Source organism: Parasphingorhabdus flavimaris (assembly GCF_013371215.1).
Lineage (GTDB): Bacteria > Pseudomonadota > Alphaproteobacteria > Sphingomonadales > Sphingomonadaceae > Parasphingorhabdus > Parasphingorhabdus flavimaris.
Map to the genome: position 1 here is coordinate 237,067 of NZ_JABWMH010000002.1, position 25,203 is coordinate 262,269.

26 protein-coding genes and 1 pseudogene are annotated in these 25,203 nt (G+C 58.6%); 14 read left to right on the top strand and 13 right to left on the bottom strand.

Annotation, left to right across the window (positions count from 1 at the left end; translation table 11 throughout):
* Window positions 1-15: 15 nt before the first annotated feature.
* The 4 genes from HUO14_RS05875 to purB all read right to left on the bottom strand — a co-directional run bounded on the left by HUO14_RS05875 (window position 16) and on the right by purB (window position 3,241).
* Complete coding sequence (locus HUO14_RS05875) at window positions 16-663, bottom strand: phosphoribosylanthranilate isomerase (protein WP_176278958.1); 648 nt, start codon at window positions 661-663, stop codon at window positions 16-18.
* A gap of 176 nt (window positions 664-839) precedes the next feature.
* On the bottom strand, window positions 840-1,514 hold the full coding sequence (gene pyrF, locus HUO14_RS05880) for an orotidine-5'-phosphate decarboxylase (protein WP_176278959.1): 675 nt from the start codon (window positions 1,512-1,514) through the stop codon (window positions 840-842).
* Window positions 1,511-1,855, bottom strand: coding sequence for a LapA family protein (locus tag HUO14_RS05885; RefSeq protein WP_176278960.1), 345 nt, complete (start codon window positions 1,853-1,855; stop codon window positions 1,511-1,513). Before HUO14_RS05885 ends, pyrF begins: the two co-directional genes overlap by 4 nt.
* A gap of 84 nt (window positions 1,856-1,939) precedes the next feature.
* A complete protein-coding gene (purB, locus tag HUO14_RS05890) occupies window positions 1,940-3,241 on the bottom strand; it encodes an adenylosuccinate lyase (RefSeq protein ID WP_176278961.1) in 1,302 nt (433 codons plus the stop codon).
* 113 nt (window positions 3,242-3,354) lie between these two features.
* On the opposite strand from purB, the gene HUO14_RS05895 reads away from it, so the two are divergent.
* Window positions 3,355-4,455, top strand: coding sequence for a 6-phosphofructokinase (locus HUO14_RS05895; protein ID WP_176278962.1), 1,101 nt, complete (start codon window positions 3,355-3,357; stop codon window positions 4,453-4,455).
* Window positions 4,456-4,470: 15 nt separating this feature from the next.
* On the opposite strand, the gene radC is transcribed toward HUO14_RS05895, so the two are convergent.
* A complete protein-coding gene (radC, locus tag HUO14_RS05900) occupies window positions 4,471-5,175 on the bottom strand; it encodes a RadC family protein (protein WP_176278963.1) in 705 nt (234 codons plus the stop codon).
* A gap of 151 nt (window positions 5,176-5,326) precedes the next feature.
* Here radC and HUO14_RS05905 point away from each other — a divergent pair, with 151 nt between their 5' ends.
* The 3 genes from HUO14_RS05905 to HUO14_RS05915 are packed head-to-tail and all read left to right on the top strand — an operon-like array spanning window position 5,327 to window position 9,133.
* Complete coding sequence (locus HUO14_RS05905) at window positions 5,327-8,470, top strand: intermembrane phospholipid transport protein YdbH family protein (protein WP_176278964.1); 3,144 nt, start codon at window positions 5,327-5,329, stop codon at window positions 8,468-8,470.
* Window positions 8,463-8,738: a YnbE family lipoprotein gene (locus HUO14_RS05910; protein ID WP_343046063.1), complete on the top strand. Its 276-nt coding sequence runs from the start codon at window positions 8,463-8,465 to the stop codon at window positions 8,736-8,738. The genes HUO14_RS05905 and HUO14_RS05910 overlap by 8 nt, the downstream gene beginning before the upstream one ends.
* Window positions 8,738-9,133 (top strand): YdbL family probable chaperone protein, encoded by a 396-nt coding sequence (locus tag HUO14_RS05915; RefSeq protein ID WP_176278965.1) that lies wholly within the window; start codon window positions 8,738-8,740, stop codon window positions 9,131-9,133. Before HUO14_RS05910 ends, HUO14_RS05915 begins: the two co-directional genes overlap by 1 nt.
* Window positions 9,134-9,196: 63 nt before the next feature.
* On the opposite strand, the gene HUO14_RS05920 is transcribed toward HUO14_RS05915, so the two are convergent.
* Window positions 9,197-9,757 (bottom strand): manganese efflux pump MntP, encoded by a 561-nt coding sequence (locus tag HUO14_RS05920; RefSeq protein ID WP_176278966.1) that lies wholly within the window; start codon window positions 9,755-9,757, stop codon window positions 9,197-9,199.
* Between the two features lie 267 nt (window positions 9,758-10,024).
* Here HUO14_RS05920 and HUO14_RS05925 point away from each other — a divergent pair, with 267 nt between their 5' ends.
* Window positions 10,025-11,932, top strand: a complete 1,908-nt coding sequence (locus HUO14_RS05925) for a S1 family peptidase (RefSeq protein WP_176278967.1) — start codon at window positions 10,025-10,027, stop codon at window positions 11,930-11,932.
* A 67-nt stretch (window positions 11,933-11,999) separates the two neighbouring features.
* Here the strand turns inward: HUO14_RS05925 and HUO14_RS05930 are convergent, their stop codons facing one another.
* Window positions 12,000-12,278: a hypothetical protein gene (locus HUO14_RS05930; RefSeq protein WP_176278968.1), complete on the bottom strand. Its 279-nt coding sequence runs from the start codon at window positions 12,276-12,278 to the stop codon at window positions 12,000-12,002.
* 31 nt (window positions 12,279-12,309) lie between these two features.
* Window positions 12,310-14,337 carry a winged helix-turn-helix domain-containing protein gene (locus HUO14_RS05935; protein WP_176278969.1) on the bottom strand — a complete coding sequence of 676 codons (2,028 nt, stop codon included), beginning with the start codon at window positions 14,335-14,337 and terminating at the stop codon, window positions 12,310-12,312.
* Between the two features lie 370 nt (window positions 14,338-14,707).
* Here HUO14_RS05935 and HUO14_RS05940 point away from each other — a divergent pair, with 370 nt between their 5' ends.
* The gene (locus tag HUO14_RS05940; protein WP_176278970.1) at window positions 14,708-15,022 is read left to right on the top strand and encodes a UrcA family protein; all 315 of its coding nucleotides are present in this window, start codon (window positions 14,708-14,710) and stop codon (window positions 15,020-15,022) included.
* Between the two features lie 141 nt (window positions 15,023-15,163).
* On the opposite strand, the gene HUO14_RS05945 is transcribed toward HUO14_RS05940, so the two are convergent.
* The 5 genes from HUO14_RS05945 to HUO14_RS05965 form a co-directional block, all read right to left on the bottom strand.
* Window positions 15,164-16,006 carry an SDR family oxidoreductase gene (locus HUO14_RS05945; protein ID WP_176278971.1) on the bottom strand — a complete coding sequence of 281 codons (843 nt, stop codon included), beginning with the start codon at window positions 16,004-16,006 and terminating at the stop codon, window positions 15,164-15,166.
* Between the two features lie 43 nt (window positions 16,007-16,049).
* Window positions 16,050-16,874 carry an SDR family NAD(P)-dependent oxidoreductase gene (locus HUO14_RS05950; RefSeq protein ID WP_176278972.1) on the bottom strand — a complete coding sequence of 275 codons (825 nt, stop codon included), beginning with the start codon at window positions 16,872-16,874 and terminating at the stop codon, window positions 16,050-16,052.
* Window positions 16,875-16,922: 48 nt separating this feature from the next.
* Window positions 16,923-17,801: a DUF4437 domain-containing protein gene (locus HUO14_RS05955; RefSeq protein ID WP_176278973.1), complete on the bottom strand. Its 879-nt coding sequence runs from the start codon at window positions 17,799-17,801 to the stop codon at window positions 16,923-16,925.
* Window positions 17,802-17,843: 42 nt separating this feature from the next.
* On the bottom strand, window positions 17,844-18,623 hold the full coding sequence (gene nfsB, locus HUO14_RS05960) for an oxygen-insensitive NAD(P)H nitroreductase (RefSeq protein ID WP_217907934.1): 780 nt from the start codon (window positions 18,621-18,623) through the stop codon (window positions 17,844-17,846).
* 101 nt (window positions 18,624-18,724) lie between these two features.
* Entirely contained in the window at window positions 18,725-19,639 is a 915-nt protein-coding gene (locus tag HUO14_RS05965; RefSeq protein WP_176278974.1) for a LysR substrate-binding domain-containing protein, read from the bottom strand.
* Window positions 19,640-20,005: 366 nt separating this feature from the next.
* Between HUO14_RS05965 and HUO14_RS05970 the strand changes: the two genes are divergently transcribed.
* The 8 genes and pseudogenes from HUO14_RS05970 to HUO14_RS06005 all read left to right on the top strand — a co-directional run bounded on the left by HUO14_RS05970 (window position 20,006) and on the right by HUO14_RS06005 (window position 25,203).
* Window positions 20,006-20,356 (top strand): AtpZ/AtpI family protein, encoded by a 351-nt coding sequence (locus HUO14_RS05970; protein WP_176278975.1) that lies wholly within the window; start codon window positions 20,006-20,008, stop codon window positions 20,354-20,356.
* 45 nt (window positions 20,357-20,401) lie between these two features.
* Window positions 20,402-21,154, top strand: a complete 753-nt coding sequence (locus HUO14_RS05975) for a F0F1 ATP synthase subunit A (RefSeq protein WP_176279504.1) — start codon at window positions 20,402-20,404, stop codon at window positions 21,152-21,154.
* Between the two features lie 40 nt (window positions 21,155-21,194).
* A pseudogene (locus tag HUO14_RS05980) lies at window positions 21,195-21,413 on the top strand (F0F1 ATP synthase subunit C); the annotation flags it as partial.
* A 173-nt stretch (window positions 21,414-21,586) separates the two neighbouring features.
* A complete protein-coding gene (locus HUO14_RS05985) occupies window positions 21,587-22,072 on the top strand; it encodes a F0F1 ATP synthase subunit B (RefSeq protein ID WP_176278977.1) in 486 nt (161 codons plus the stop codon).
* 23 nt (window positions 22,073-22,095) lie between these two features.
* Window positions 22,096-22,623: a F0F1 ATP synthase subunit B family protein gene (locus HUO14_RS05990; RefSeq protein WP_176278978.1), complete on the top strand. Its 528-nt coding sequence runs from the start codon at window positions 22,096-22,098 to the stop codon at window positions 22,621-22,623.
* Between the two features lie 136 nt (window positions 22,624-22,759).
* The gene (gene uvrC / locus HUO14_RS05995) at window positions 22,760-24,697 is read left to right on the top strand and encodes an excinuclease ABC subunit UvrC (RefSeq protein WP_176278979.1); all 1,938 of its coding nucleotides are present in this window, start codon (window positions 22,760-22,762) and stop codon (window positions 24,695-24,697) included.
* 40 nt (window positions 24,698-24,737) lie between these two features.
* Entirely contained in the window at window positions 24,738-24,917 is a 180-nt protein-coding gene (locus tag HUO14_RS06000; RefSeq protein WP_176278980.1) for a hypothetical protein, read from the top strand.
* Window positions 24,910-25,203: a type II toxin-antitoxin system RelE/ParE family toxin gene (locus tag HUO14_RS06005; protein WP_176278981.1), complete on the top strand. Its 294-nt coding sequence runs from the start codon at window positions 24,910-24,912 to the stop codon at window positions 25,201-25,203. The genes HUO14_RS06000 and HUO14_RS06005 overlap by 8 nt, the downstream gene beginning before the upstream one ends.

Genomic DNA, 25,203 nt, shown 5'->3' on the forward strand with positions numbered 1-25,203 from the left:
CGACACGAACGGATGCTATCCGGCTTCATCAAATTCCCGCACCGCTTGGCAAAAGGCGGCGATTCTGTCCACCTGTTTGACGCCGGGCGCGGATTCGACGCCGGAGGAGACATCGACCAGCGGCGCGTGGGTCGCGTGCAGGGCATCGGCGACATTGTCGGGATCAAGGCCTCCTGCGAGGCCCCAGTCGAGCTTGTGGTCGTGATCCGCCAGCAAAGACCAGTCGAAGCTCGTGCCTGTGCCGCCGGGCAAGGCCTTGGCAGGAGCGTCGAACAGAAGCCGGTCGGCAGCACCGACATAGCGCGCGCTTTTTGCCAGCGTCGGCTTGTCCTTCACGCCAAGAGCCTTCCAGATTTCCAGTCCGCTATTGTCGGCCACCAGCTTCAGCCAGTCCGGCGTTTCGCTGCCGTGAAACTGGATGACATCGGGTTTGACGTCGCCGATCGCCTTGCCGGTCGATTTCGGATCGGCGTTGACCAGCAGCAGCACCGTCTTGACCCGCTGTGCGGCATAGGTGCGCAGCTCGGCCGCGCGTTCCAGCGACACATGGCGCGGGCTTTTCGGGAAATGGACGAGGCCGATATAGTCGGCGCCAGCGTCGATGGCTGCATCGATGGCGGCTTCGGTGGACAGGCCGCAGATCTTGATTTGGGTTTTTGTCATGGGAGGGCTAATAGCGAGGCAAGCCATGTTCGTCATCCTGAACTTGTTTCAGGATCCCGCGAGACTGTGTTGTGCCGGTGGAGGTCCTGAAACGAGTTCAGGATGACGTCTCCTCATTCAGGATGACGTTTCTAAGTTCAGGAAGACGACTCTATCGGAGTCGGGCCGCGCTGGTTTTAAAGCGTCGCCTCGATCGCCCGCGCTGCCGCGTTAGGGTCCTCCGCTCCGGTAATCGGCCTGCCGATTACCAACAGGCTGGCGCCATTGTTGCGCGCCTGTTGCGGGGTCACCGCGCGTTTCTGGTCGCCCATCGCGCCGCCCTTGGGGCGCAGGCCGGGGACGACGAAAAAGCCGTCCTTCCAGATCTTGTGCGCCGCGCCGACTTCGTTGCCGGAACAGACGATGCCGTCCAGTCCCGCTTCGCGTGCGAGATCGGCGAGCCGTTCGACCTGATCATGGGGTGTGCCCTGATAGCCGATCTTGCCCATGTCATTCTGGTCGAGAGAGGTCAGCAATGTCACACCGACCACCTTTGTATGTTCGTTGGCGGCGGCCTTGGCATCTTCCATCATCGCGCGCCCACCCGAAGCGTGGACCGTGACCACCGCCGGTTCGAGCATGTTGATCGCCTGCATCGCCTTGGCGACGGTATTGGGGATGTCGTGCAACTTGAGATCGAGAAAGATCGGCAGATCGAGCTTCTGGATTTCGTGCACCCCGTGATGGCCATGGGCGCAGAAAAATTCGAGGCCCAGCTTGAGGCCACCGACATGGCCTCTGACCGATTTTGCGATCGTGATGGCCTGTTCGAGGTCGGGCGTGTCGAGAGCGACAAAGACGGGATTGCTCATAACCCGGTCGCCTTGTCGGCGCCGACAGACGACACAGCCGGGGCGGGTTCGGCTACCGGCGATGGCGTGGGTGCCCGGCTGGGCGCGGTTGGCGGTGCCACGGGCGGCCTTGCTGCGTCCTCCAGCGTCTTGATCCGGCGCTGGAGCCGCCATTTGGAGCCTCTCAGAAGCAGCCAGGTCGGCAGGAAGCCAAGCAGGAAGGCGCCGACGACGAAAGTCGAGACCCGCGCCTCGATGACCGCGGCGACGATATCGAGCGAAGCCCGCGCTTCATTCGTCCACCAGAAAATGAAGGTCGCCACCAGCAGGAGAACCCAGAACAGGATTTTGATAAATTGCATGACTCACCTTTTTTCGTTCCGGGACTATCCTAGTCCCAAAAAAGACAAGTGACCAGAAGCTATGCAATTGTTACGAAAACGGTTCTACTTTCCGAAGACGCGATCGAAAATCGTGTCGACATGTTTGAAATGATAATCGAGGTTGAACCGCTCTTCCAGTTCTGCGTCGGAGAGTTTTGCGCTGACGTCCGGATCGGCCTTGAGCAGATCGAGCAGGGCGATTGCGCCGTCCGATTCCCAGACCTTCATCGCGTTGCGCTGGACGATGCGATAGCTGTCCTCGCGGCTTATGCCGGCCTGGGTGAGCGCCAGCAATACCCGCTGCGAGTGGACCAGACCGCCCATCCGGTCGAGGTTTTTCTGCATCCGCTCCGGATAGATGAGCAGCTTGTCGATCACGCCGGTCAGGCGCACCAGCGAAAAGTCGAGCGTGATCGTCGCATCCGGTCCGATCATCCGCTCGACCGAACTGTGCGAAATATCGCGTTCGTGCCAGAGCGCGACATTTTCCATCGCCGGCAGGGCGTAGCTGCGGACCATGCGGGCGAGGCCGGTGAGATTTTCGGTGAGGATCGGGTTGCGCTTGTGCGGCATCGCGCTCGAACCCTTCTGGCCCGGCGAGAAATATTCTTCCGCTTCGAGCACTTCGGTGCGCTGCAGATGGCGGACCTCGACGGCGAGTCGTTCGACCGAGGACGCGATCACACCAAGCGTGGCGAAAAATTGCGCGTGACGGTCGCGCGGGATCACCTGGGTCGAGATCGGTTCGACCGTGAGGCCGAGTTTCCCGGCGACATGTTCCTCGACCTTGGGATCGATATTGGCGAAGGTGCCGACGGCGCCGGAAATTGCGCAGGTGGCGATTTCCTTGCGCGCGGCGACCAGCCGTTCGCGGTTGCGTTCGAACTCGGCATAGGCCTGAGCAAGCTTCAGGCCGAAGGTGACCGGCTCTCCGTGGATGCCATGGCTGCGACCGATGGTCGGGGTGAATTTATGTTCATAGGCCCGCTTCTTGATCGCCGCGAGCAGGTCGTCGATATCGGCCAGCAAGATGTCGGAGGCGCGCGCCAGCTGCACCGCAAGGCAGGTGTCGAGAACATCGCTCGAGGTCATTCCCTGATGCATGAAGCGGGCTTCATCACCGACATTTTCTGCGACATTGGTCAGGAAGGCGATCACGTCATGCTTCACCTCGCGCTCGATCTCGTCGATCCGCGCGACATCGAACTTGCCCTTGGCCCAGATCGCCGCTGCCGCTTCTTTTGGCACCACGCCGAGCTCCGCGAGGGCGTCGGTCGCGTGCGCTTCGATTTCGAACCAGATCTGGAATTTCGATTCGGGTTCCCAGATGGCAACCATTTCGGGACGGGAATAGCGTGGAATCATTTTTGGTCCTTGGACAAAGAGGATGATTGCGGCAATGAAGTGCCTTGATTTGCCGCTCCGCTAGCAGCTACGAATTGAGTCGGCAATGCGGCCGCGGAAACAGGGAGAATAAAATGCGATTGGCAGTGCTCACCGGCGGCGGGGATGTCCCGGGCCTCAATCCCTGCATCCAGTCGATTGCGACTTCCGCCTGGCAGCGCGGCTGGGACGTGGTCGGGTTGCGTCGCGGCTGGGAAGGGGTGCTGGAAATCGACCCTTCTGATCCCTGGGCCAATGAAAATAGCGTGATGATGCTCGACAAGGACCGGGTCCGCGGCATCGACCGCCAGGGCGGTACGATATTGCACAGTTCCCGCTGTGATCCGCGGGTGACCGACGAAGGTGACCAGACGCAAAAGGTGCTCGATACCCTTGACGCTCTCGAGGTCGATGTCCTGATCACCATGGGGGGAGACGGTACGCTGCGCTTCTCCGCCTATCTGTCCAGCCTCGGTCGCAACGTCATCTCGATCCCCAAGACGATGGACAATGATGTCTATGGCACCGACTATTGCATCGGCTTCTCGACCGCCGTCACCCGCTCGGTGCAGGCGATCAACTCGCTGCGGACCACGGCGGCCAGCCACGAACGAATTGCTGTGATAGAATTGTTTGGCCGCCGGTCGGGGGAAACCGCGCTGCTGTCCGGCTTTCTCTCGCAGGCGGACCGGACGGTGATTGCCGAAGTGCCGGCAGACATGGACGTGCTGCTGCCCTTGCTGCTCGGCGACAAGCAGGCCAATCCCGAGTCCTACGCAATCTGTCTGGTGTCCGAAGGCGCCAAGCTGTCCGGCGCGACCGATTTCGCCGACGAGATCAACAAGTCGAACACCAGCCGCACCGGCCTCAATATCGGTACCCAGCTGGCGCGGGAAATCGAGGCGCGCAGCGACGAGCGGACGATCGTGCAGGAACTGGCTTATCTGATGCGGGCCGGGGAACCGGACGCGATGGATCGGATGGTGGGCTTTGCCTTCGGCGCACTGGCGGTGCAGCTGATCGAGCAGGACAGGATGGCCAATATGGTCTGCCTGACCGATGGCAATTACGGCGTCGTGCCGATCGGAACGCTGCTCGAAGATAGCAAGGGCGTCAATGTTTCGGGGCTTTATGACGCGAACCAGTATCGGCCCAATCTGATCCAGGTCGAAGGCATGCCGATGTTCCTTTATTGAGGGCTGGCCGGTTCTCTAGATCAGCCCCTTCGACCGGAAGGATGTATGCCCGTCGCGGCCGATGACGATATGATCGTGAACGGCGATGCCCAATGTGGCCCCGGCGGCGCAAATGTCGCGGGTGATTGCAATATCCTGCCGGCTCGGCGTGCTGTCACCGCTCGGGTGGTTGTGCACCAGGATGATCGCGGCTGATCCCAGAGCCAGCGCGCGCTTGATCACCTCGCGGGTATAGATGGCCGCCTGGTCTATCGATCCTTCGCTGACCAGTTCATCCCGGATCAGCCGGTTCTTGCTGTCGAGATGCAGCACCCGCACCCGTTCGTGGGCGAGATGCGTCATGTCGGCGCGCAGATAATCGAGCAAGGCCTGCCAGCTCGCCAGGATCGGTTGCTGGCGGACGGGTTCGGAGATCAGCCGCAGGGCCGCCATCTGGACCACTTTCAGCGCAGCGACGCTGGTGTCTCCCATGCCGGGGAAATTTCCCAGCATGTCGGCGTCGGCGACCAGCAGCCTTGCAAAACTGCCGAATTCGTCGATCAGCCGGTTGGCGAGCGGTTTTGTGTCGCGGCGCGGGATGGCCAGCGCGAGCAGATATTCGACCAGTTCATGATCGTGCAGTCCGTCCGACCGACCGGTCAATATGCGTCGTCGCAGCCGGGCGCGATGACCGCCGCGATGCCTTGACCGTTCGGACCTGTTTCCCTGTGGTTCAACCATGGGATTCCTATAATCAGAACAAATAGAGAACTTGTCACATAAGCAGAAAACAGGCCGAATATGTCCAATGTTCAAAATCCGGTTGCAAAAACTGGTCTGCCCAGACACTTGTACATTGCATCTTAAGGAAGACTTCTGCATTTCACCTGCGATGGAGGAAGAAATCGTCAATGACCCAATCGGTCGCCGCTCCCGGTTTCGACTGTTCGGCGGGATATTGCTTGTTCTGATTCTTCTCGCGCTGATCGTTCTTTGGATCAGCCGGACGACCCTCGCCGACAATGTCATCCAGTCCGAACTGGATCAGATGAATGTCGAAGCCACTTATGAAATCGACGATATCGGGCTCCGTAAACAGGTCATTCGCAATCTGGTGATCGGCGACCCCGATCGCCCGGACCTGACCGCCGAACTCGTGGAAGTCGGCAATTCGCTGTCGATCGGCGGCGTCGGCATCAACTGGGTGCGCGCGAGTGGCGTGAAGCTGTTCGGGCGACTGGAAAATGGCAAGCTCAGCTTTGGCGAACTCGACAAGTTTACCGATCCCGAAGATGACAGCCCGCTGGCGCTTCCCGATATGTGGCTGGGCCTGACCGATGCGAAGCTTCGCATCGACAGCGAATATGGGATCATCGGGCTGGCGCTGAACGGGCAGGGCGAACTACACGACGGGTTCAGCGGAGAAATTGCGGCGATCAGCGAAAATTTGACCGCTGGCGGATGCCGCCTCGGCAAACCGACTTTCTTTGGCGAGATCGCTATTCGCGACAAGAAGCCGCATTTGCAGGGGCCACTGCGGTTGCCAGCGGTGAGCTGCGGCGATCTTGATCTGAGCGCGGAAGATTTCGCGGCGCGGCTCTCGGTCGACCTTGGCGAGGATCTGGCCAGCTGGTCGGGCAACGTCGGCCTGATCGGCGGACCGCTTCGCTACGCGGATTATTCCGGGCAGGAAATCAAGGCGACCGTGAACTTTGCCGGTGATTTCAGCCAGAGCGAAGGCGATGTGGATCTGACCGCCAGTGGATTGCAATCCCCTTATGGCCGCGCAAATTCCTCGCGGATCGAAGGGCCGTTCGCGCTTGGCTACGGACCCGGGCCGATGACCGCCAGCTTCACCGGACAGCCGGAAATGCGTGGCGTCCAGGTGGCGCAAAACCTGTTGCGGCAGGCTGGCAGCCTGGCGGCATCGACAGCGGGTACGCCGGTTGGCCCCATTGCCGACAAGCTCGCAAAAGCGGTTCAGCTGGCCGGAAACGGACTGGATATTTCCAGCGACATCAAATTTTCCAAGGGGTCGGGGCGGACCACGCTGGCGCTCAATGCGATGGCAGCCCGATCGCGATCCGGTGCCAGGCTGACGCTGAGCGACCCGTTGCTGCTGGCCTTCACCGACAAGAATATCCGGATGCTGGCCGATGGAAATATCCGGCTGGCTGGCGGCGGTTTTCCTGATGCCAAGTTCGTCCTCGATGATGGCAGCCTTTCCCGCGGATTTTCGGGTCGGCTGGAAATGGCGGCCTATCAGGCCGGTTCGGCAAATCTGAAAATTCCGACGCTGGTATTTTCGCCGACCCGCCAGGGCGGAACGGACATCGACGGGCGGATCATGTTGACCGGCCCGCTCGCTGACGGACAGATCACCGGCCTGCAGGTGCCGATAAGTGGCAATATCGCGCGCAATGGTAATTTCGCGCTGTTCCGCCAGTGTATCAACCTGCAATTTGCCAGCCTGCGCACCGCATCCTTGCGGGCCGGGCCGACCAGCGCGCGATTATGCCCGCAGGGCAATGCTATCGTCTCGGGCAACCGGTCGGGTGTCAATATTGCGGCCAATGCACCGTCGCTCAATCTGGACGGCACGCTCGGCAATACGCCCTTGTCGATCTCGAGCGGGATGCTCGGATTTTCCATGGCGAACGGCCTCCAGGCGCAAAATGTCGGGATCAGGCTGGGAACCGAAGACAGCATGACCCGGCTGGACATGGCGGTGCTCAGCGCCGCGTTCGGGCGCAACCTATCCGGCCGGATAGAGGGCGCGTCCGGCAAGGTGGCGAATGTTCCGCTGTTGATGGAAAATATCGACGGCGACTGGCGCTATGAAAATGGAAAGTTTCTGGCCGATGCCAGCCTGCTGGTCCGCGACGAGCAGCAGGTCGAGCGCTTCCGGCCTTTGATCAGCAACGATGTCGAGATCGCTTTCGATGGCAATGACCTGACGGCCACCGGCTTGCTCCGTGAGCCGGAAAGCCTGGTCTCCATTGCCGCGGTCGACATTGTTCATGCCATGGGCAGCAGCAAGGGAAGGGCGCTGATCGACATTCCCTCGCTGATGTTCGACGAACGGCTCCAGCCGGAACAGCTGACCCCGCTGACCCTGGGTGTGATCGCCAATGTCGAAGGCGAAATCTCGGGAGCGGGTCGGATCGACTGGGACAGTTCGGACGACGGTATAAGAAGCGGCGGAACATTCCGCACCAACGGCATCAATCTCGCTGCTGCCTTCGGTCCGGTAACCGGCCTGGCAGGGGAGATTACATTTTCCGATCTGCTGGCGCTCGAGACCGGTCCGGGTCAGACGGTGAGCCTGTCAGAGGTCAATCCCGGTGTCGCGGTTTTCAACGGCCAGATCCGCTATCGTCTGCTCCCCGACTTCAAGGTCGAGGTCGAGGGCGGAGAATGGCCCTTTGCAGGCGGCAGATTATATCTCGAGCCAACCATATTGGACCTGAGCGAAGAAGCCGAGCGGCGGCTGCAATTCACCGTCGAGGGCATTGATGCGGCGCAGTTCCTGACCCAGTTCGACTTCGAGAATATGACCGCGACCGGCGTGTTCGACGGCAAACTGCCGATGGTGTTCGATCAGGACGGCGGCCGGGTGGTCGGCGGTTATCTGGTGGCGCGCGAGGGCGGCGGCACGGTCGCCTATGTTGGCGAGCTGACCTATGAAGACATGGGGACGATGGCCAATTATGCCTTCAACGCGCTCAAATCTATCAAATATCGCAATCTGACCATCGGTATGGACGGTGATATCGCTGGCGAGATTGTGACCGAAGTGAAATTCGACGGGTTGCAGCAAGGCGAGGATGCGAGTCGGAATTTCATCACCAGGCAGCTCGCCCGTATTCCGATCCAGTTCAACGTCCGTATCGAGGCGCCCTTCATGCAATTGATGAGCAGCGCCAAATCCTATTACGAGCCGGAATTGCTGGTCGGGCAGAATCTGCCCGCCCTGTTGCGTGCGCAGGAAGCCCGCGCCAAGGCCGCGGTAGAGGCTCTGAAAGAAGATGAATAATCCATTCAGCGAGGGGAAAGCGACGATGCTTTATCAGACAAGGCAATTGACGGATCGACCATATGGTGCGATTCGTTTTAAAATGAGGAGTTTAACCACCAGCGGCCTGATCTTGGGAGCAATGATGACACTTTCCGCCTGTGTGCAGGTTTCTGCGCCGGACAAGCCGATCGTCATCAACCTCAATATCAATATCAAGCAGGAAGTGGTGTATCGCCTCGACGGTGATGCGAAAGATTTAATCAACGAGGAAGCGGATATTTTCTGATGTTTGACTATGTAAAGAAAAACAAGGCCTTGGCTGTAATCGCTGGACTGGCGCTGACCGCCGTCGTCGCCGTTCCGGTCATGGCACAACGCGACCCCGCCTATGAAGCTGCGCGCTCGTCGGGAAAGATTGGCGAGAAGCCTGACGGCTATCTCGGTTTTGTGACCGCGCCGTCACCGGCGATCAAGGCGCTAGTCGAGGATATCAATATCAAGCGCAAGGCGGCCTATACCCGCAAGGCGCAGGAAACCAATTCGACGGTCGAGCAATTTGCCTTCACTTCGGGCTGCAACCTGATCATGCGGACAGCGCAGGGCGAGAAATACCAGACACCGGCCGGCACCTGGAATACGCGGGACGCGAGCGAACCGGTCCGGGATTCGCGCTGCCCCTGAGCGGGTTTGAAGCGGAATGACAAAAAAGCGCGCCGATCCGATCGGCGCGCTTTTTTTTGGTCGTCAGACTGCGAAGAACTGCTGCAAAATGAAGATTTTCGCTCCCAGGCCGATCAGTATCAGCCCACCCAGCACCTCGGCCCATTTTCCGACCCTTGTGCCCATCAGCGCGCCCAGAAAGACACCGGGATAGGTCATCAGCGATGTGGTCAGTCCGATCACCAGGCATGCCAGCAGGATCGGGGCGCCAAAGCTGGGGAGGGTGATCCCGGCGACAGCGGCGTCAATACTCGTGGCGACCGCCATGACTAGCAAGGGCCAGATCGCCAAATCCTTGCTGGGCATTCCCGGATCGCGATCAAAACCTTCCCGGATCATCCGCAGACCCAATATGCCGAGGAGGAGGAAGGCAATCCAGTGAGCCACCGATTGCATGACAGCGGCAAAAGCCATCCCGAGAGTCCAGCCGAGCAGGGGCATGACGGCCTGGGCCAGCCCGAAAGCAAAGCTCATTCGCAAGGCGGCGGAGCGGCTGGGGCGAGCGGATGCACCGTGGGCGACTGCTGCGGCAAAGGCATCCATTGCCAGGCCCAGTGACAGTAGGACAAGGGTTGCGAAAATCATCGTCGCGGCCTGAAGTTTTTTGATCGGGAATTCAATAGCCCTGTCATGTAATTCTTCTCGGGCGGCACGCATCCTGAGGCCGTTTCTTTGCGTGACCGCTAGCTGGCCGCTTTCGCAGCGGAATTGTCATTTGTCATCTGCGACAGGCACGGAACATATGCGCAGGATCGGATCAGGGTGCTTCTATCTGGCCGTATGGCAGAACCACCCTTGATGTCGAACGGCTTCTCCAATACCTTTGTCAGGCAGAGATGCGGGGGATTGCCGATGTTCAGACTAAAGTCGCTATTCGGGCTGGGTGATGCCATTGGCCGTTTTCGTTTCTGTCTGCTCGCTGCGTTGCTGGTCGCCGCCTTTTCTGATTTTTCCGCAGAAGCCATCATTGTCGCGCAGAAAAACCCCAATCTGGTCGAAGGCAAGATCGCAATCGGTCTGCGCGAGGAATTGGGCGAGAATAGCGCGGAAATCGAGCGTATATTGCGCGAAAATCCGAAGGTCCGGATCGGCTGGCCGAGCGAGTTTGAAATCGGTGCCGATCCCGAATGGCCCGATAATTTCTACCTGATCGACATGAACCATCCGGGTGCCAGTTCGACCTACCGGAGCTGGAAGCAAGTTGGCGGTTCCAGCGAAACATCGGAGAAGGAGCCCATATTTGTAGGTCGGCTGGATGACGGGAGCTTCGCAACCGGACTGGACGGGGAATTGCAGAAAATCATCCGGCGCAAGGCACTGCTTGCAATGGATAATCCCGCGGATTTTTTGAAAGATACCGATATTTGCGTCAGTCATGCGGACGATTATGCCTGTTCGCCACCGGCGGATCCAAGGGGGCTGGAAACAGGTCGGCCGCTCGGGCTGGAAATTCGGCTCAGCCGGAAAAATGAGCGGGCACAATTTGTCTATGTGCTCATGGTCAAGCCGGACCACGAGATCGAATGGATATTCCGGAGCGACAAGGACGAGCCTATTGCCCCCGGTGTTGTCGTTCTGGCAAATTTCAATCGCCAGCCGTTCAAGTTTGAAGAAGCGGGAGTTCATAGATTTCTGGTCATCACCTCTGAAAATCCGGTCAACGAGGCCATTTTTTCTTCCGGGAGCGAAGGCCGGATTGAAAGCAGTCAATGTCAGAGTGTTCTGGAACGTATCCTCTGCCAGGCGCTGACCGGTGCGGCGGACCCTCTGCTCACGCAAGAGATGTTTCTGGCAAGCAGCGGGAGCTGGAGCACAAGTTATGTCAATTACCGGGGCTTTGAACTCATGGCTGAATATGTCGGCGGCGGGGTGGCCGTGCCGCCCGGTTTTGCGCCCTGGCAGGTTCAGATCCGGTCGACGGTCAAATATACGCCGGAGCAGATTGAGAAGGACAAGGCGCTCGGCAGGGCAGGCAAGTTTCTCTGGAAACAGACGGAATATCAGCGCTACCATCGCTGCGGCGGATCGCTGATCGCACCGGACATCGTGCTGACGGCCGCCCATTGCGTAGCCAAACCGCCGGTCGATGGCGACAAGGTGCTGACCGCACGCGAAGTGCTCGCGGGGACACAGAGCCTTGTTCGCGGTGGACAGCCCTACAGGATTGTGTCGGTAGTCTTTCACCAGGGCTACAGGCCGGGCAACCCCCGGGATGACATCGCCATCTTGCGGATTGCGCCGAAAGGCAGGAGAGTAGCGCCGACACCGATACGGTTGGCAGATAGCCGATCCAGTCTGGCACCGGTCGATCCCGGAAGCCTGATCCAGGTCCTGGGATGGGGCTTTACCGAAGTCGTGCAACGGGGCGAACGCCATGAAATGACCCAGGCAGGACCGCAATTTGCCGAACCGGACCTCAGAATCGCCAACATGGCCGTACTCGACCCGCAAAAATGCCGTGCGGTCCGCGGCTATCGCAATGTCGTCGTCGACAAGATTTGCGCGGTGACACCGACCAACCGCGGGCCGGATGGAACGACCTACAGCTGTCGGGGCGACAGCGGCGGGCCGGTGATCCGGCAGGTCAACGGGAAAAAGGTGCAGGTTGGTCTCGTCGCCTGGGGCAAGGGCTGCGGAGCGGTTGAGGACGGGCAACAGAATCCGTCGCTCTTTGTCGATCTGGCGAAATATTCCGGATGGATAGGCCGGGCAATGGAGCTGGCGCGCACCACCAAAAACAGATCGGTGCCGCTACGTTGATTCGCAAGGCAGACACAAAAAAGGCCTGAAAAGTCAGGCCTTTTTCGATAATTATTACGACAAAATTCTACTGGTCGTCGGAACCCTGGTCGTCCGATCCCTGGTCATCGGAACCTTGATCGTCGGAACCCTGATCATCAGAACCCTGTTCATCCGATCCCATCTCGTCTGACATCGCATCGCCAGCCATCGCATCGCCAGCCATCGCATCGTCAGCCATCGCGTCTTCAGCCATGGCGTCTTCTGCTACAACTTCTTCCGTTGCAGCTTCATCGGCTGGCGCACCGCATGCCGTTACACCGATCGAAAGTGCAACGACGGCTACACTTGTGAATATCTTGCGCATATTATCATCCCCCTGAAATTTGGTGTCGCAATCATATAAAACCCAGTTGCAATAGCAAGGCCTTAAATTGCGGGTCCTTCCTGACCGGATCGAGCAATGGATCGTTGAGAAGATAGACCAGGCCCGAATCCCTGGCATCAAGCGCTTGCTTCAACGTGGAAAATGTCTTGTCCGCATCGCGCCATTGGGCCCAGATCTGGGCCTGCTGATACAGGCCATTGTCACCATGTTCTGCAATCAGGCGGTCAAGATATTGGCGAGCGGTTGCGTCGTCGCCGGTCCGGATACTGATAATCGCCTGAGAAGGTAGCGTGATCATGTCGTTAGACTCGCGGGCAAAGGCCTCGCTGGCCTTGTCCAATTCACCCATCGCCAGATAGGCGCGCCCGATATCGCCATTGACGCTGTTTCTCTTCGGATTTATTTTGAGTGCCTGCCGGGCAGAGCGGATCGCTTCCTCATATTGCCCGCCGGCATATTTGATGATGCCCTTGGAGCGGAACACCGATGCATTGAGCGGATCAAGCGACGCCGCCCGGTCGATGGCCTGATAGGCTTCTCCGAATCGTCCGGTTCTCGCGCAATAGATTGCGAAACGGCTGAACACATCGATATTGCTTTTTGCCAGGGCATAGGCCCGGTCGTACGGCTTGCGGGCGCCTTTCACATCAAGCCGACCGTAAAACAGAGCATAGCCCAGTGCGTTGAAGCCGGCTGCGAATTCAGGGGCAATTTCGGTGGCCTTTACCGCCTCGTCAATGGCCTCATCATAGACACGAATGCGTTCGCTGCCGGCCAAATACTGGTTGGCGATAACCGCAAGCACCCGTGACCGTGCCGCGCGTGCTGCTGCATATTCCGGATCATGGGCAATGGCATCGTCAAATTTTGCCAGGGCCGCGCGCTCGCTGGCTTCATCAATATGCAGCTCGAACAGGTCCTGACCGCGCAGAAAGGCATCAAAGGCGGCCAGATTTTCGGTGCTGCCGATTTCCTTCTTGCTGCTGTCCTTGCCGCTATCGCTGATCGCCACGGCCAATGCGGATGCAACCGCCGTGGCTATTTCTGACTGGACGGCAAAAATATCGGCAATTGGCCGCTCGAAACTGTCAGCCCACTGGCTCAGGCCGGTTCGCCCGTCGATGAGATCGGCTGCAATCTTGAACTGGTTGGCGGATTTCTGGACATTGCCGTCGAGCAGATAGGAAACGCCCAGTTGCCGGGCGATGGTTTTTGCATCGGCCTTGTGATCGCGAAAATTGTTCGAAGAGGTCTGGCCGACAATCTGCAGAAGTGCGTTGCGTGATAGCTGCGACCGGATTTCCGAGGTCAGGCCATCGGAAAAATAGCTCTGCGCCGGATCACCGCTCAGATTTGCGAAGGGCAGGACGACCACGCTATTTTCCCCGGCACCATTCCCGAATAGACCGGTAGCCCAAGCGACCAGCCCACCGCCCATTACGCTGGTGACACCCGCTCCGATCAACATATTACGGCGACTGGATATCAGTCTTGATCCAGATGGCTGTGGCCCGGCGGTTTGCCGATGGCCGTCGACCAGCGCCGTTTTCTGAATAGTGGCACCCGATTGTTGACCTTCCGGTTGCAAGTCCGGGTGATCATCATGAAGATTGTCGGATGCGTCATCATTTTGCGGATTTGGGAATTGTTCGGGATCGGTCAGTTGCTGTTTTGCGCCCGGCTGCTGATCGGCAGAGGCCGGTAGTGCGGCCAGATCGGCGACAAGGCGATAGCCGCGCTTGGGTATGGTCTCGATCAGGCTGCCGGAACCTTCCCCGTTCTGCAGGGCTTTGCGCAACAGCGATATCGCGCGCGTAATGCTTTCATCGGCACCAAATTCCACCTGCCAGATCCGATCGATCAAATCGCTTCGGGAGACGACCTCGCGGTTATGCTCCGCCAGACAGCACAGAACGTCCATCACCTTTGGTTCGAGATGAACGTCATCCTTGCCGTTGTTGATCATATTGCGGCTTGGATAGACACTGATTGCGCCAAAGCTGAAGCCATCGGACAGATCGAATTCCTGGCGACTCACGATCGGTTGCCTTGCGCTTGAATGGGCAGGGACATGATCGCTGCATGGCAATCTGCCGACGCGACAACAGGAGTCAATATGTCCATTAATGTTTCTCCCCGAGGTTCCCGCAACTCACTATCTGTCGTTCGTTCCTGCATTCCGGCAATAATGCTACGGCTATATTAGCCGCGATCCGGCCTGCCGTATAGCAGCTTGGCCTGAATTTGTTGATAAAAAAATCAATAAAAACAAAGCATAAGATTTCCTTCACAACAACATCAGGTCATCATCGGAACAACATCATGAAGCCGTCAGGACATTGCCGGCCGGTTCGACGATTGAGGGGTCAGGCAGAATGACCTGCTCAACACCACCAAGGAGAACCAACATGTTCAATACCAACAAAGCTCTTATCGCCGCTTCGCTTTTTCTTTCCGCCGGTGCATTTTCTACCGCCGCCGCTGCAGAGGATCGCACAATCGAAGTCAGCTATAGCGACCTGAATCTGGACCATGTATCTGGCCAGCGCGTCCTCGCCTCGCGGATCAGCAATGCCGCCGAGAAAGTCTGCGGTCGCACAGCTGGTCGCACATCGCTGAGAGAATCGTCCCGGCTGCGCCACTGCATCAAGGGTGCGACCAAAATTGCCATGGCCTCTATCAATGAAAGCGGCCAGGTTCAGGTTGCTGCACGAGCGGACTGAGACAGCGTAGCTCGCTGAACCACTCACCCCAATGCAGCGCCACCCTTGGAAAGGGCAGTCAGGAAACTGGCTGCCCTTTTTCTATTGGGTCCGCCCCTCTTTGATGTCCAGCGAACCCAAATCCGGGTAGTTCCGATCGATTCATTTCTGGAGCAAGGCGAAATAATCGTCCCAGCTCTGGTGTGGCCGTCCGGCCGCTTTTTCATAATCGCTGTCGGTGTCGAGCGCGCCCATCCGGATGCCTTCGTAGATGCCCGCGATGATCGTGCCCATGAACTCACCAAGCGTGTCGATCCGCTCGGCGCGATAATCCGCCACGCTCATCGGTTGATAATGCAATTCGGTCCCAAAGGCGCGGTTGAAATAGGCCGCCAGCTCGGCCTGGCTGATCGGTTCGCCGTGCAGCCTGTAGGTCTGGCCTTGATGCGCGGGTTCCAGCAACATTCTGGCATAAGCGAAGGCAAGCTCGTCGCGGGTGGTATAGCCGCATTTGCCATCGCCTGCGCAATTGGCGATCGCACCGCTTTTCCTGTAATGTCCGAGATAGTCGATATCCGGTTCGATATAGATGCCGTTGCGGCCGATCGCCCAGTCAAGACCGCTGGCGCGGATATCGGCTTCGGTCTGGCGGTTGCTTTGCACGACAGGGGAAAAGGCGGTGCCGCTCTCGACTCCCTGAATGCTGGTATAGACGATCTTTTTGACGCCGCTGCTGCGCGCCGCCTCGATGACATTTTGATGTTGCCCGACCCGCTCGTCGGGATCGGCCATGCCGGAAACCAGCAGCAATGTGTCGACGCCGGCCAGCGAAGCCGTCATTTGCTCGCGGTCGGCATAGTCGCCGGGGCGGATCTCGACGCCGAGCGCGGAGGCCTTTTCCGGGGAACGGGCCAGTCCGACAATCGGTTCATCCGTCATCTGCGACAGGGCGCGAATGATGGCGCTGCCCAATTGTCCGGATGCTGCGGTTACGGCGATGGTCATGGCGTTTTTCCTCAGCTTGGCTGAATTTGGTTGGGGCCCCAGTTCACGATATTTTTGTTCCGTTGCTCAGATTCTGCAGAATTGCATCGATGCTTTGCATCAGTTGCTCACATTTCTCCGGGTCGAGTGCGTCGGCGTGCGGGCGGGCAAACTGGCCGCTGTCATTGTCGAAATAAAGGCCGGATGCGTCGGCGAACTCTTCGGACAAGGCCGCGCGGACCAGAATATCGACGCCGATGCCGACATCATTTCCGCTGGGCCCATAAGCGTCTCTGACCATTTTCGTGTTCAGGAGCGAGCCCGGATTCACCGCGACAATCACCGGGCCATTGGGCCCCAGTTCCTGTGCCAGGCTGCGTGACCATATCGTCAGGGCGAGCTTGCTCTGCGCATAGGCAGCGCCATCGGAAAGGTTCGTCTCGCCAGTGAGCGCATCGAGTTCCACCGGTGACTGCGCCGCAGAGGACAGGTTCACCACGCGCGCGGACTGGTCCAGCAGGGGCATCAGGCGCCGCGTCAGCAGATAGGGGGCAATGGTGTTGACGGCAAATCGCACGTCGAGACCAGCCGCTGTCCTTGTGTCGGCAACGGCAAAGACCCCCGCATTGTTGATCAGCACATCGATCCGCTTGTGCCGCGCCGCAACCGCTTCGGACAGTGTTTCGACAGCAGCCATGTCGGACAGGTCGGCGACATAGGTCCCGACGGCTCCGTGATCCGGCATAGCGTCGAGTTCGGCTTTCGCGGCAGCCAGTTTGTGCTCGCTTCGCCCGTGCAGCAAAATATTGTGTCCCGCCGCGCTCAGCGCCCTGGCGGTTTCAAGACCGATGCCGTCGGTCGACCCGGTTATCAGAATCGTTTTCGTCATGGGATATCCTTGTTGCTGGCAATAGAAGCGCGGGTTCAGGTCGAATTGTCAACGGACGGTGAAGGCACCTCTGCTGCGTATATAGATGATGCTTTCGCCGTCGGTCCTGTTCGTGACCTTGTGAATCGTCGAGACCGTTGACCCGAAATAACTGCCGGACGGCAAGGCTTTCACTTCGTTGCTTCCCGTCTGGCTGTGGCCGACTGCCCCTTGGATGACGACGGCGCGCAAGGGCGATCCGTTGCCGTCGATTTCCCCGGAATAGCCGGCGGGCAGTTTGAGCAAGGTCCCGCTCAACTCGCCAGGATGCGGGTTTCCCCAGAGAAAGGCCATCTGCGGGGTGCTTCCGATTTCTGCGCTGTCCGGCAGTTTCAGCCAGTCAATGTCCGAAGCATCGAGCCAGACAAAATTGGAAGGATCGACGTTGATCGGCCGTTCGCCATTGTCGAAGGCCTCGTCGGCCGGTTTGACCAGATAGGGGCCGTCCTGGATTTCGATATAGGCGAGATTGCTGGTGCCTTTGGCCGCGGTAATATGCGATTCACCGGCGGGCTGGGTCCAGAAGGAACCGGCGGGCAGCCACATATTGGCGGCGGCGGGATCGTCATTGTGGACCAGCCCCTCGATGACGAGGCCGCGGTAGGTGACATTGTGGATATGCGGTGGCGAGGCAAAGCCCTCGTCGAATTTGACGAGGAAACCGGACGCGCCCGGGGCGGTGCGATCGCCCCAGAGATTGCCGGCCCGGGGGCTGGCATCGCCACGGGCGGCGTTAAGCGGTCCCCACTGCACGTCGTCCGGAACGACGGTTTCGGCAGCGGATACCGCCACAGCCGAGGGAGCCGCGTCTCGCGCGACCGCCGGTGGACAGGCCACGACGGTCGCGGAGAGTGCGGTAGCGATCGATACCAGGGTTTTCTTTGTCATTGTGCGGGTGTCCTTTGACTGTTGATTATCGATCGCCCGGGCTCAGGCCTCGATCAATATTTCGGAGAGCGGCAGGCGCGATTTGGGCAGCTTGGCATTATAGTCGGCTTCTTCGTCGCTATAGCCCAAGGCAACCACGACGAGGCTGTTATAGCCTTGCTCGCGCAGACCGAATTGCTCGTCCAGCACCCTGGTATCAATGCCTTCCATCGGGGTTGCGTCAATGCCGAGCGTCGATACTCCGAGCAGGAACTGGCCGATGTTGAGATAGACCTGCTTGTCCATCCAGTGCTGTGCGTCCTTCATGTCCTGCTTGTGGAGATTGACGAACAGGCTGCGGCCGCCATGCATCTGGGCGCGGAAGGTTTCCGGATCGCTGTCGAACCGGCCGTCCTGTTCTTCCTGGTCGAGGACCTTCAGCAGAAAATCTTCCTCGATCGCGAGGCGGCTGGCGAACACGACTACATGCGAGGCGTTGCGGATGCTCGGGCTGTTGAACGGATAGCGTTCGTCGGTCGATTTGGCGACCCGTTCCTTGCCTTCGTCGGTCGTGGCGAGGATGAATTTCCATGGCTGGGCATTGGTGCTCGACGGACTGAAGCGGAGCAGGCCACGAATCTTCTCGACATGTTCCGGTGCAATCTTGCGGTCGGGGGCAAAGGCCTTCACGGTGTGGCGGTGCTTGGCGAAATAGGTGATGTCCTGACCGTCGTTCAGTCTGGCCGGGTTGCGGTCGCCATCGGCGGGGATGATGCGCCGGCTGTCTGCCGCATCGTTCATATTGTCGGCGGCTGGGGTCTGGGTTGCGGATAATTGCGTCATGATTAGGTGCTCCTTGTTGTTGGGCACGATCATAACAATTCCAATTATTGGGGCTATCGGCTAAAAATGAAAATGATTATTTGCAAATATAAAATAATAGATCAAGCCAGCCCGCCATAACGTTCGCGGTTGGTTTCGATGATCCGCCTTTGCATGAAGTCGAGAAACGCCTTGACCCGCGCCGGAATCACCCGGCCCGGCGGGCGCACCGCCCAGATATTGGTCTCCCGCGCCACTCGATATTCCGGCAGCACATGGACCAGCCGGCCCGCCCTTATATCCGGTCCGACATGCCACAGAGCAGCCATGCCGATGCCCACTCCGGCCCGGACCAGCACGCTCATCGCCTCGCCATGATTGACGTTGACCGGGCCGGAGGCGGCGATATCGTGCAGCTTGCCGTCGGGACCGCAAAGCTGCCAGTTGCGCATGGTGCCAAGCGGCAGGCAGGCGTGGCCCAACAGATCGGCGGGTTTTTGTGGCCGTCCCGCGCGTTCGAGATAGGCGGGCGAAGCCACCAGCCATTCGGGATTGGCATCGATTTTCTGCGCCAGCAGCGAGGAGGGAGCGAGATCGCCGATCCGGAAGGCCAGCTCATAGCCCTGTTCGACAATATCGACGATCGCATCGGTCAGGTTGAGGTCGAGCGTCACATCGGGATGCTGGGCGAGAAACTCGGCCAGAAACGGCACGATATGCGCCCGCCCGAATGTTGCCGAGGCGGTAACCCTGAGCAGCCCCGAAGCCGATTTTGTTGACCGGGTGAGAACCTGTCTGGCCTCTTCGGCGGCGTCGAGCACGCGTTTGGCATGATCGACGAAGACCTCACCGTCGGGAGTCAGGGATATCGAGCGCGTCGTCCGGTTGAGCAGCTTGACGCCAAGATCGGTTTCGAGCGCCTGGATCCGCTGCGTAGCATTTGTCGGTGAAAGATTGAACTCGGCGCCGGCTTTGCCAATCGCGCCCAGCGCCGCCACGCGCACGAACAGATCGAGATTTTTCAGATCAAATGCCACATGTCTTCCCCGGCTTTCGCTTCATGATGGCGCTAGCATATAGTGCCATCAAATGGGCGTTAAAACAGACCTGGGCGTCAAAAGGGCAGTGGGCCTGGGGAGAATCCGGTGGAGATGCCGGGGCGGCGGCGAACAGGAACATGGAGTGCAAGCATGCTCGACGGCCCTGTTGCGGGCCACTATACCGGGGGGTAGCCCGTCAAAATATGGCGGATAACCAGCCGCGAAAACGCCCAATTTTCCGCATCGCAGCATCGCTGTTGACTTGGGCACGCTGCTTTCCTAAACGGACCGCGCCTTGGCGGGTCGGCCTGCTGTTATTCATGGCTCTTTTTGGCGCTCTTCGGGGCTTTTGAAAGGATCATTATGGCAGCGAGCGAATCTGATCGGGATCCCCTCGAAGAGGATGTGCGGGTATCATCGCTGGAAGAGCGACTGGTATCGGCACAGACGAGAGAGCGGATCAAAGCAGGGCACCGAAACAAAGGGCCGGACGAAAGTCAGCGGCTCGGAGCGAGGGTGCTGAGCTATTTGATCGGAGGCGTGGCTGCAGGTTTCGTACTCGGGTGGATTTTTGACACCTGGTTGGGCACAACGCCAATGTTCCTGTTGCTATTCTTCTTCCTCGGAACGGGAGTGGCCTTCAGGAAGATATATATGATTTCGAGCCAACCGGTGGATGACATCGGGACGGCATTGACAGATGATGATGATTGACGATCAGGGGTTATATTAGTGGCTACCGAAGGCAAAATTGATCCTATGCACCAGTTTGAAGTGCAGCCCATCTTTGATGGCTTCACTCTTTTTGGTCAGCAGATTAGCTTCACCAATAGTGCATTGTGGATGTTCGTCGTCCTGGGGCTTCTGTATGTTTTCATGATCGGCGGAATGAAGCGCGAGCTGGTTCCCGGTCGCTGGCAGGTGATGGTTGAGGGCGTGGTCGGTTTCATCGACAATATCATTGCCAACAGCATTGGCCCCAATGGCAAGAAATATATGCCTTGGGTCTTCACCTTGTTCATGTTCATCCTGTTTTCCAATCTTCTCGGCATGATGCCGTTCGGGATCATCCCCGGCATCCACCCGTTCACCGTGACCAGCCAGTTCACCGTAACCGGCCTGCTCGCGGCAATCAGCTTCTCGATCGTTTTGGTCGTCGGTTTCTGGAAGCACGGCTTCAAGTTCTTCAGCCTGTTCATCCCGCACGGTACGCCGCTGTGGATGATGCCGCTGATTTTCTCGGTAGAGCTTCTGTCCTTCCTCGTTCGTCCGTTCAGCCTCGCGCTGCGGCTGTTCGTGGCGATGATCGCCGGCCATATCCTGATCAAGGTGTTCGCAAGCTTCGTGGTTCAGGCCATCGATGCCGGCGGTGCCAGCTGGGGCATTGCGTTGCTCAGCATTCTCTTCATCGCATTTGTCAGCGCGCTGGAACTTCTGGTATGCGCAATTCAGGCCTATGTTTTCGCTCTTCTGACATCTCTGTACATCAGCGATGCGGAAAATCTTCACTAAGTCACTTTCAATCCTAGTTTCATAATACGGAGTTTACAAAATGGATCTCGCTTCTGCACAAGTAATCGGCGCTGGTATCGCTGCAATTGGTATCGGTGTTGCTGCATCCGGTGTTGGTAATGTTTTCGCATCCTTCCTCGAAGGCGCACTGCGTAACCCATCGGCGGCTGACGGCCAGCAGGGACGTCTGTTCATCGGCTTTGCTGCTGCTGAATTGCTCGGCCTGATCGCCTTCGCTGTTGCGATGATGATTCTCTACGCTCCACCAGAAGCAGCTCCGGTTGAAGTCGTTGCTGCTGCTGTTGAAGCACCAGCTGTTGACACGCCGGTAGCTGAAGAAGCTCCTGCTGTAGCAGAATAATCGTTTGGACGGGCTGGCTTTGCCAGCCCGTCTGACTTGCCTATTTAGCGTTTCGAACTGTCAGGTGAATAATGCCTCAAATTAGTCAGCTCATGGAAGTCTATGGCAGCCAGTTTTTCTGGTTGTTGATCGTCATTGGCATCATTTATTTCGGTATCGCCAAGAATATGGTGCCGAAAATCAGCAAGACCGTTGATGATCGTCAAAAACGGATTTCCGATGATCTTGCTGCGGCTCAGGCCGGGCAGGACAAGGCCGAGCAGATCGAAGCGGATTATCGCACCAGCATCAACGGCGCACGAAACGATGCTGCCGCTATCGTCAACGATGCCAAGGCGAAGGTAGCGAAAAAGAACGAGGCAGCCATCAAACGTGCCGAAACCGCTCTTGCGAAAAAAGCGGACGAAGCCGATGCTGCGCTGAAGACGGCGCAGAGCGCTGCCTTGAAAGAAATTGAAGCCGTGGCTGCGGAAGCCGCTCAGGCGATCGTGAAAACGGTTTCCGGTGCCAAGGTTACCGCGACCGATGCAAAGAAGGCGGTCAAGGCCGCTTTCTAAGCGCCTGCTGAAGGAGATAGAATATGCTATTGACCATTTTGGCTGAAGGCGCCGGCGCTGTCGGACCGTTGCAGGACCCAACATTCTGGGTTGCTGTCGGCGTTCTGATCGTATTTGCAATCATGTTGTGGACGAAAGTCCCCAAGATCGTTGGCGGTATGCTGGACAACAAGATTGCCGAAATCAGGAAGACGCTCGACGAAGCGGCTGGTCTGCGCAAGGAAGCAGAAGCACTGAAAGCCGAATATGAAGCGAAAACCGCTGGCGCTCAGGCAGAAGTCGAAGCGCTGATGGACAGTGCCGAGAAAGAAGCGGCGCTTCTGGTAAAGCAGGCAGAGGCTGACACGAAAGCCTTGCTCGCCCGCCGCAAGAAAATGGCCGAAGAAAAAATCGGCGCGGCAGAACGTTCTGCCATTGCCGCCGTGCGCGCCAAGGCTGCTACCGCAGCGACCCAAGCAGCACAGGCTCTGATCGCGGCGCGTCATGATGCAGCTGCGGACAAGGCTCTGATCGACAAAGCCATTGGCGATATCGGCAAAACGCTGAACTGAACCAATCCGTCTGCGCTCGGGCGGAGACCGGTTCCCACTTTCTGTTTTCCCATCATCATTCCGGATTTCCGCGTTCGCGGGAATGCCGGAACGATTGATTCTGGCATTGCGCCCGATGCCGCCCTAGATATGCTCCATGTCCAAAGCCGACCGTCCTGACCAACCCAATGCCGCGTCCCGTTTCAACGAGGACAAGGCGGCCTATGCGGTGCGCGGGGAGGGCGACACGCCCGATCTAGAGGCCGGCATGGCGGCGATCCGCGAGGTATTGAATACACTGCCGACAAGGCCCGGTGTCTACCGGATGCAGGACAAGCGCGGCGACGTCCTCTATGTCGGCAAGGCGCGCTCGCTGAAGTCCCGGGTCGGCGCTTATGTCCAGATCAACCGCTTGCCCCAGCGCCTGATGCGGATGGTCGCGCAAACCCGCTCGATGACAATCGTCACCACCGGCAGCGAAGCCGAGGCGTTGCTGCTCGAAGCGCAGCTGATCAAGAAATTCCGGCCCGCCTATAATGTGCTGTTGAGGGACGACAAGAGCTTCCCCTTCATTCTGCTCCGCGACGACCATGATTTCCCGCGGATCACCAAGCATCGCGGCGCGCAGCGGATCAAGGGCCAATATTTCGGTCCATTCGCCAGCGCCGGTTCGGTCAACCGGACGCTCAACGCGCTGCAGAAACTGTTCCTGCTCCGCTCCTGCACCGACAGCTTTTTCAACAATCGCTCGCGTCCCTGCCTGCTCTACCAGATCAAGCGCTGCTCGGCGCCCTGTGTCGACCGGATCGGCAAGGAGGATTATGCCGAACTGGTCAAGGATGCGCGCGATTTTCTCTCCGGCAAGTCCACCGAGGTGCAGCAAAAGCTGGGCGGCGCGATGGAGAGGGCTTCGGAAGGCCTCGATTTTGAAATGGCGGCGGTTTATCGCGACCGGCTGAAGGCCCTGACCTTCATCCAGGGCAGCCAGGCGATCAACGCACAGGGTCTGCCGGACGCCGATATTTTTGCACTGGCGGCCAGGGGCTCGACCGTCTGTATCCAGGCTTTCTTCATTCGCGGCGGCCAGAACTGGGGCCATCGCAGCTTCTTTCCTGCCCACACGACCAGCGTCGAGATCGAAGAGGTGTTTTCCAGCTTCCTGATGCAATTTTACGAACAGATGCCACCGCCGAAGCTGGTCCTGCTCGACCGGGAATTGCCGGACGCGGAGCTGCTGGCCGAGGCGCTGAGCACCAAGGCCGACTATAAGGTCAGCGTCTCGAAACCGCAGCGCGGGGATCGCCGGAAATTGCTGACGCAGGCCAGTCGCAATGCCGAGGACGCGCTAGACCGACGTCTCGCCGAAACCTCGACCCAGGCCAAGATTATGCGCGAGATGGTCGATCTGCTCGAACTGGACGCGGTGCCGGACCGAATAGAAATCTATGACAACAGTCATATTCAGGGAACCAATATGGTCGGCGGCATGGTCGTCGCCGGACCCGAGGGTTTCCGCAAAAACGCCTATCGCAAGTTCAATATCAAAAACCCCGACACTGCGCCGGGCGACGATTTCGCGATGATGCGCGAAGTGCTCGAACGGCGTTTTGCACGCGCGCAGAAAGAGGACCCCGATCGCGACAAGGGCGAATGGCCCGATCTGGTGTTGATCGACGGTGGCAAGGGGCAGATGAGCGCGGCGCGCGCTGCGCTGGCCGAGATTGGCGTCGAGGACGTGGTGATGATCGGCGTCTCCAAGGGACCCGACCGGAACGCAGGGCGCGAGACATTCCACCTACCCGACGGCCGCCAGATCAACCTGCCGATGAACAGTCCGGTGCTTTTCTATCTCCAGCGCCTGCGTGACGAAGCGCACCGCTTTGCGATCGGCGCGCACCGGACGCGGCGCGCCAAATCCGTCGGCCATAGTTCGCTGGACGACGTGCCGGGCATAGGTCCGGCCCGGAAAAAGGCGCTGCTGCTGCATTTCGGCACAGCGCGGGCGGTGAAAAATGCCTCGCTGGATGATCTGCAGGGCGCCCCCGGCGTGTCGGCGACCGTGGCGCAGAAGATTTACTATTATTTTCATGGGTAGCGAGTTTATTGCCACAGTCCGTATGCCGTGATATTCTCTGATGATGAACCAGGAACCCAAAGCCGAAGCTGCAAAGGTCGCTATCACCGGTGAAAAGCCGGATGCTGGATATGAGGACTGGTTCCGGACAAAAGTCAAAAAGTCGATCGACGATACCGACAAGGGCGCTAAAATCTATCCAGCGGAAGAAGTATGGAATGCACTTGGCCTAGATGATTGAATTCTCATCCGGCGCAGTCAGAGACCTCACCGATATATTTGACTGGATAGCGCAAGACAGCCCTGCGGTTGCCTTGGGCATCGTCGGCCGCTTGCGACAAAATATCGAGATTCTGGCTGACTTCCCTCGGTTGGGAAAGATCGGCAGGATTGAAAACACATTTGAATTGTCGGTGTCCGGACTGCCCTATGTGGTGGTATATCGTCTTGGGGTTGGCGGTGAATCGGACAATATTCTGATTGATGCGATCTTGCACACCAGTCGAAACTATCCATCGGTAGAATGA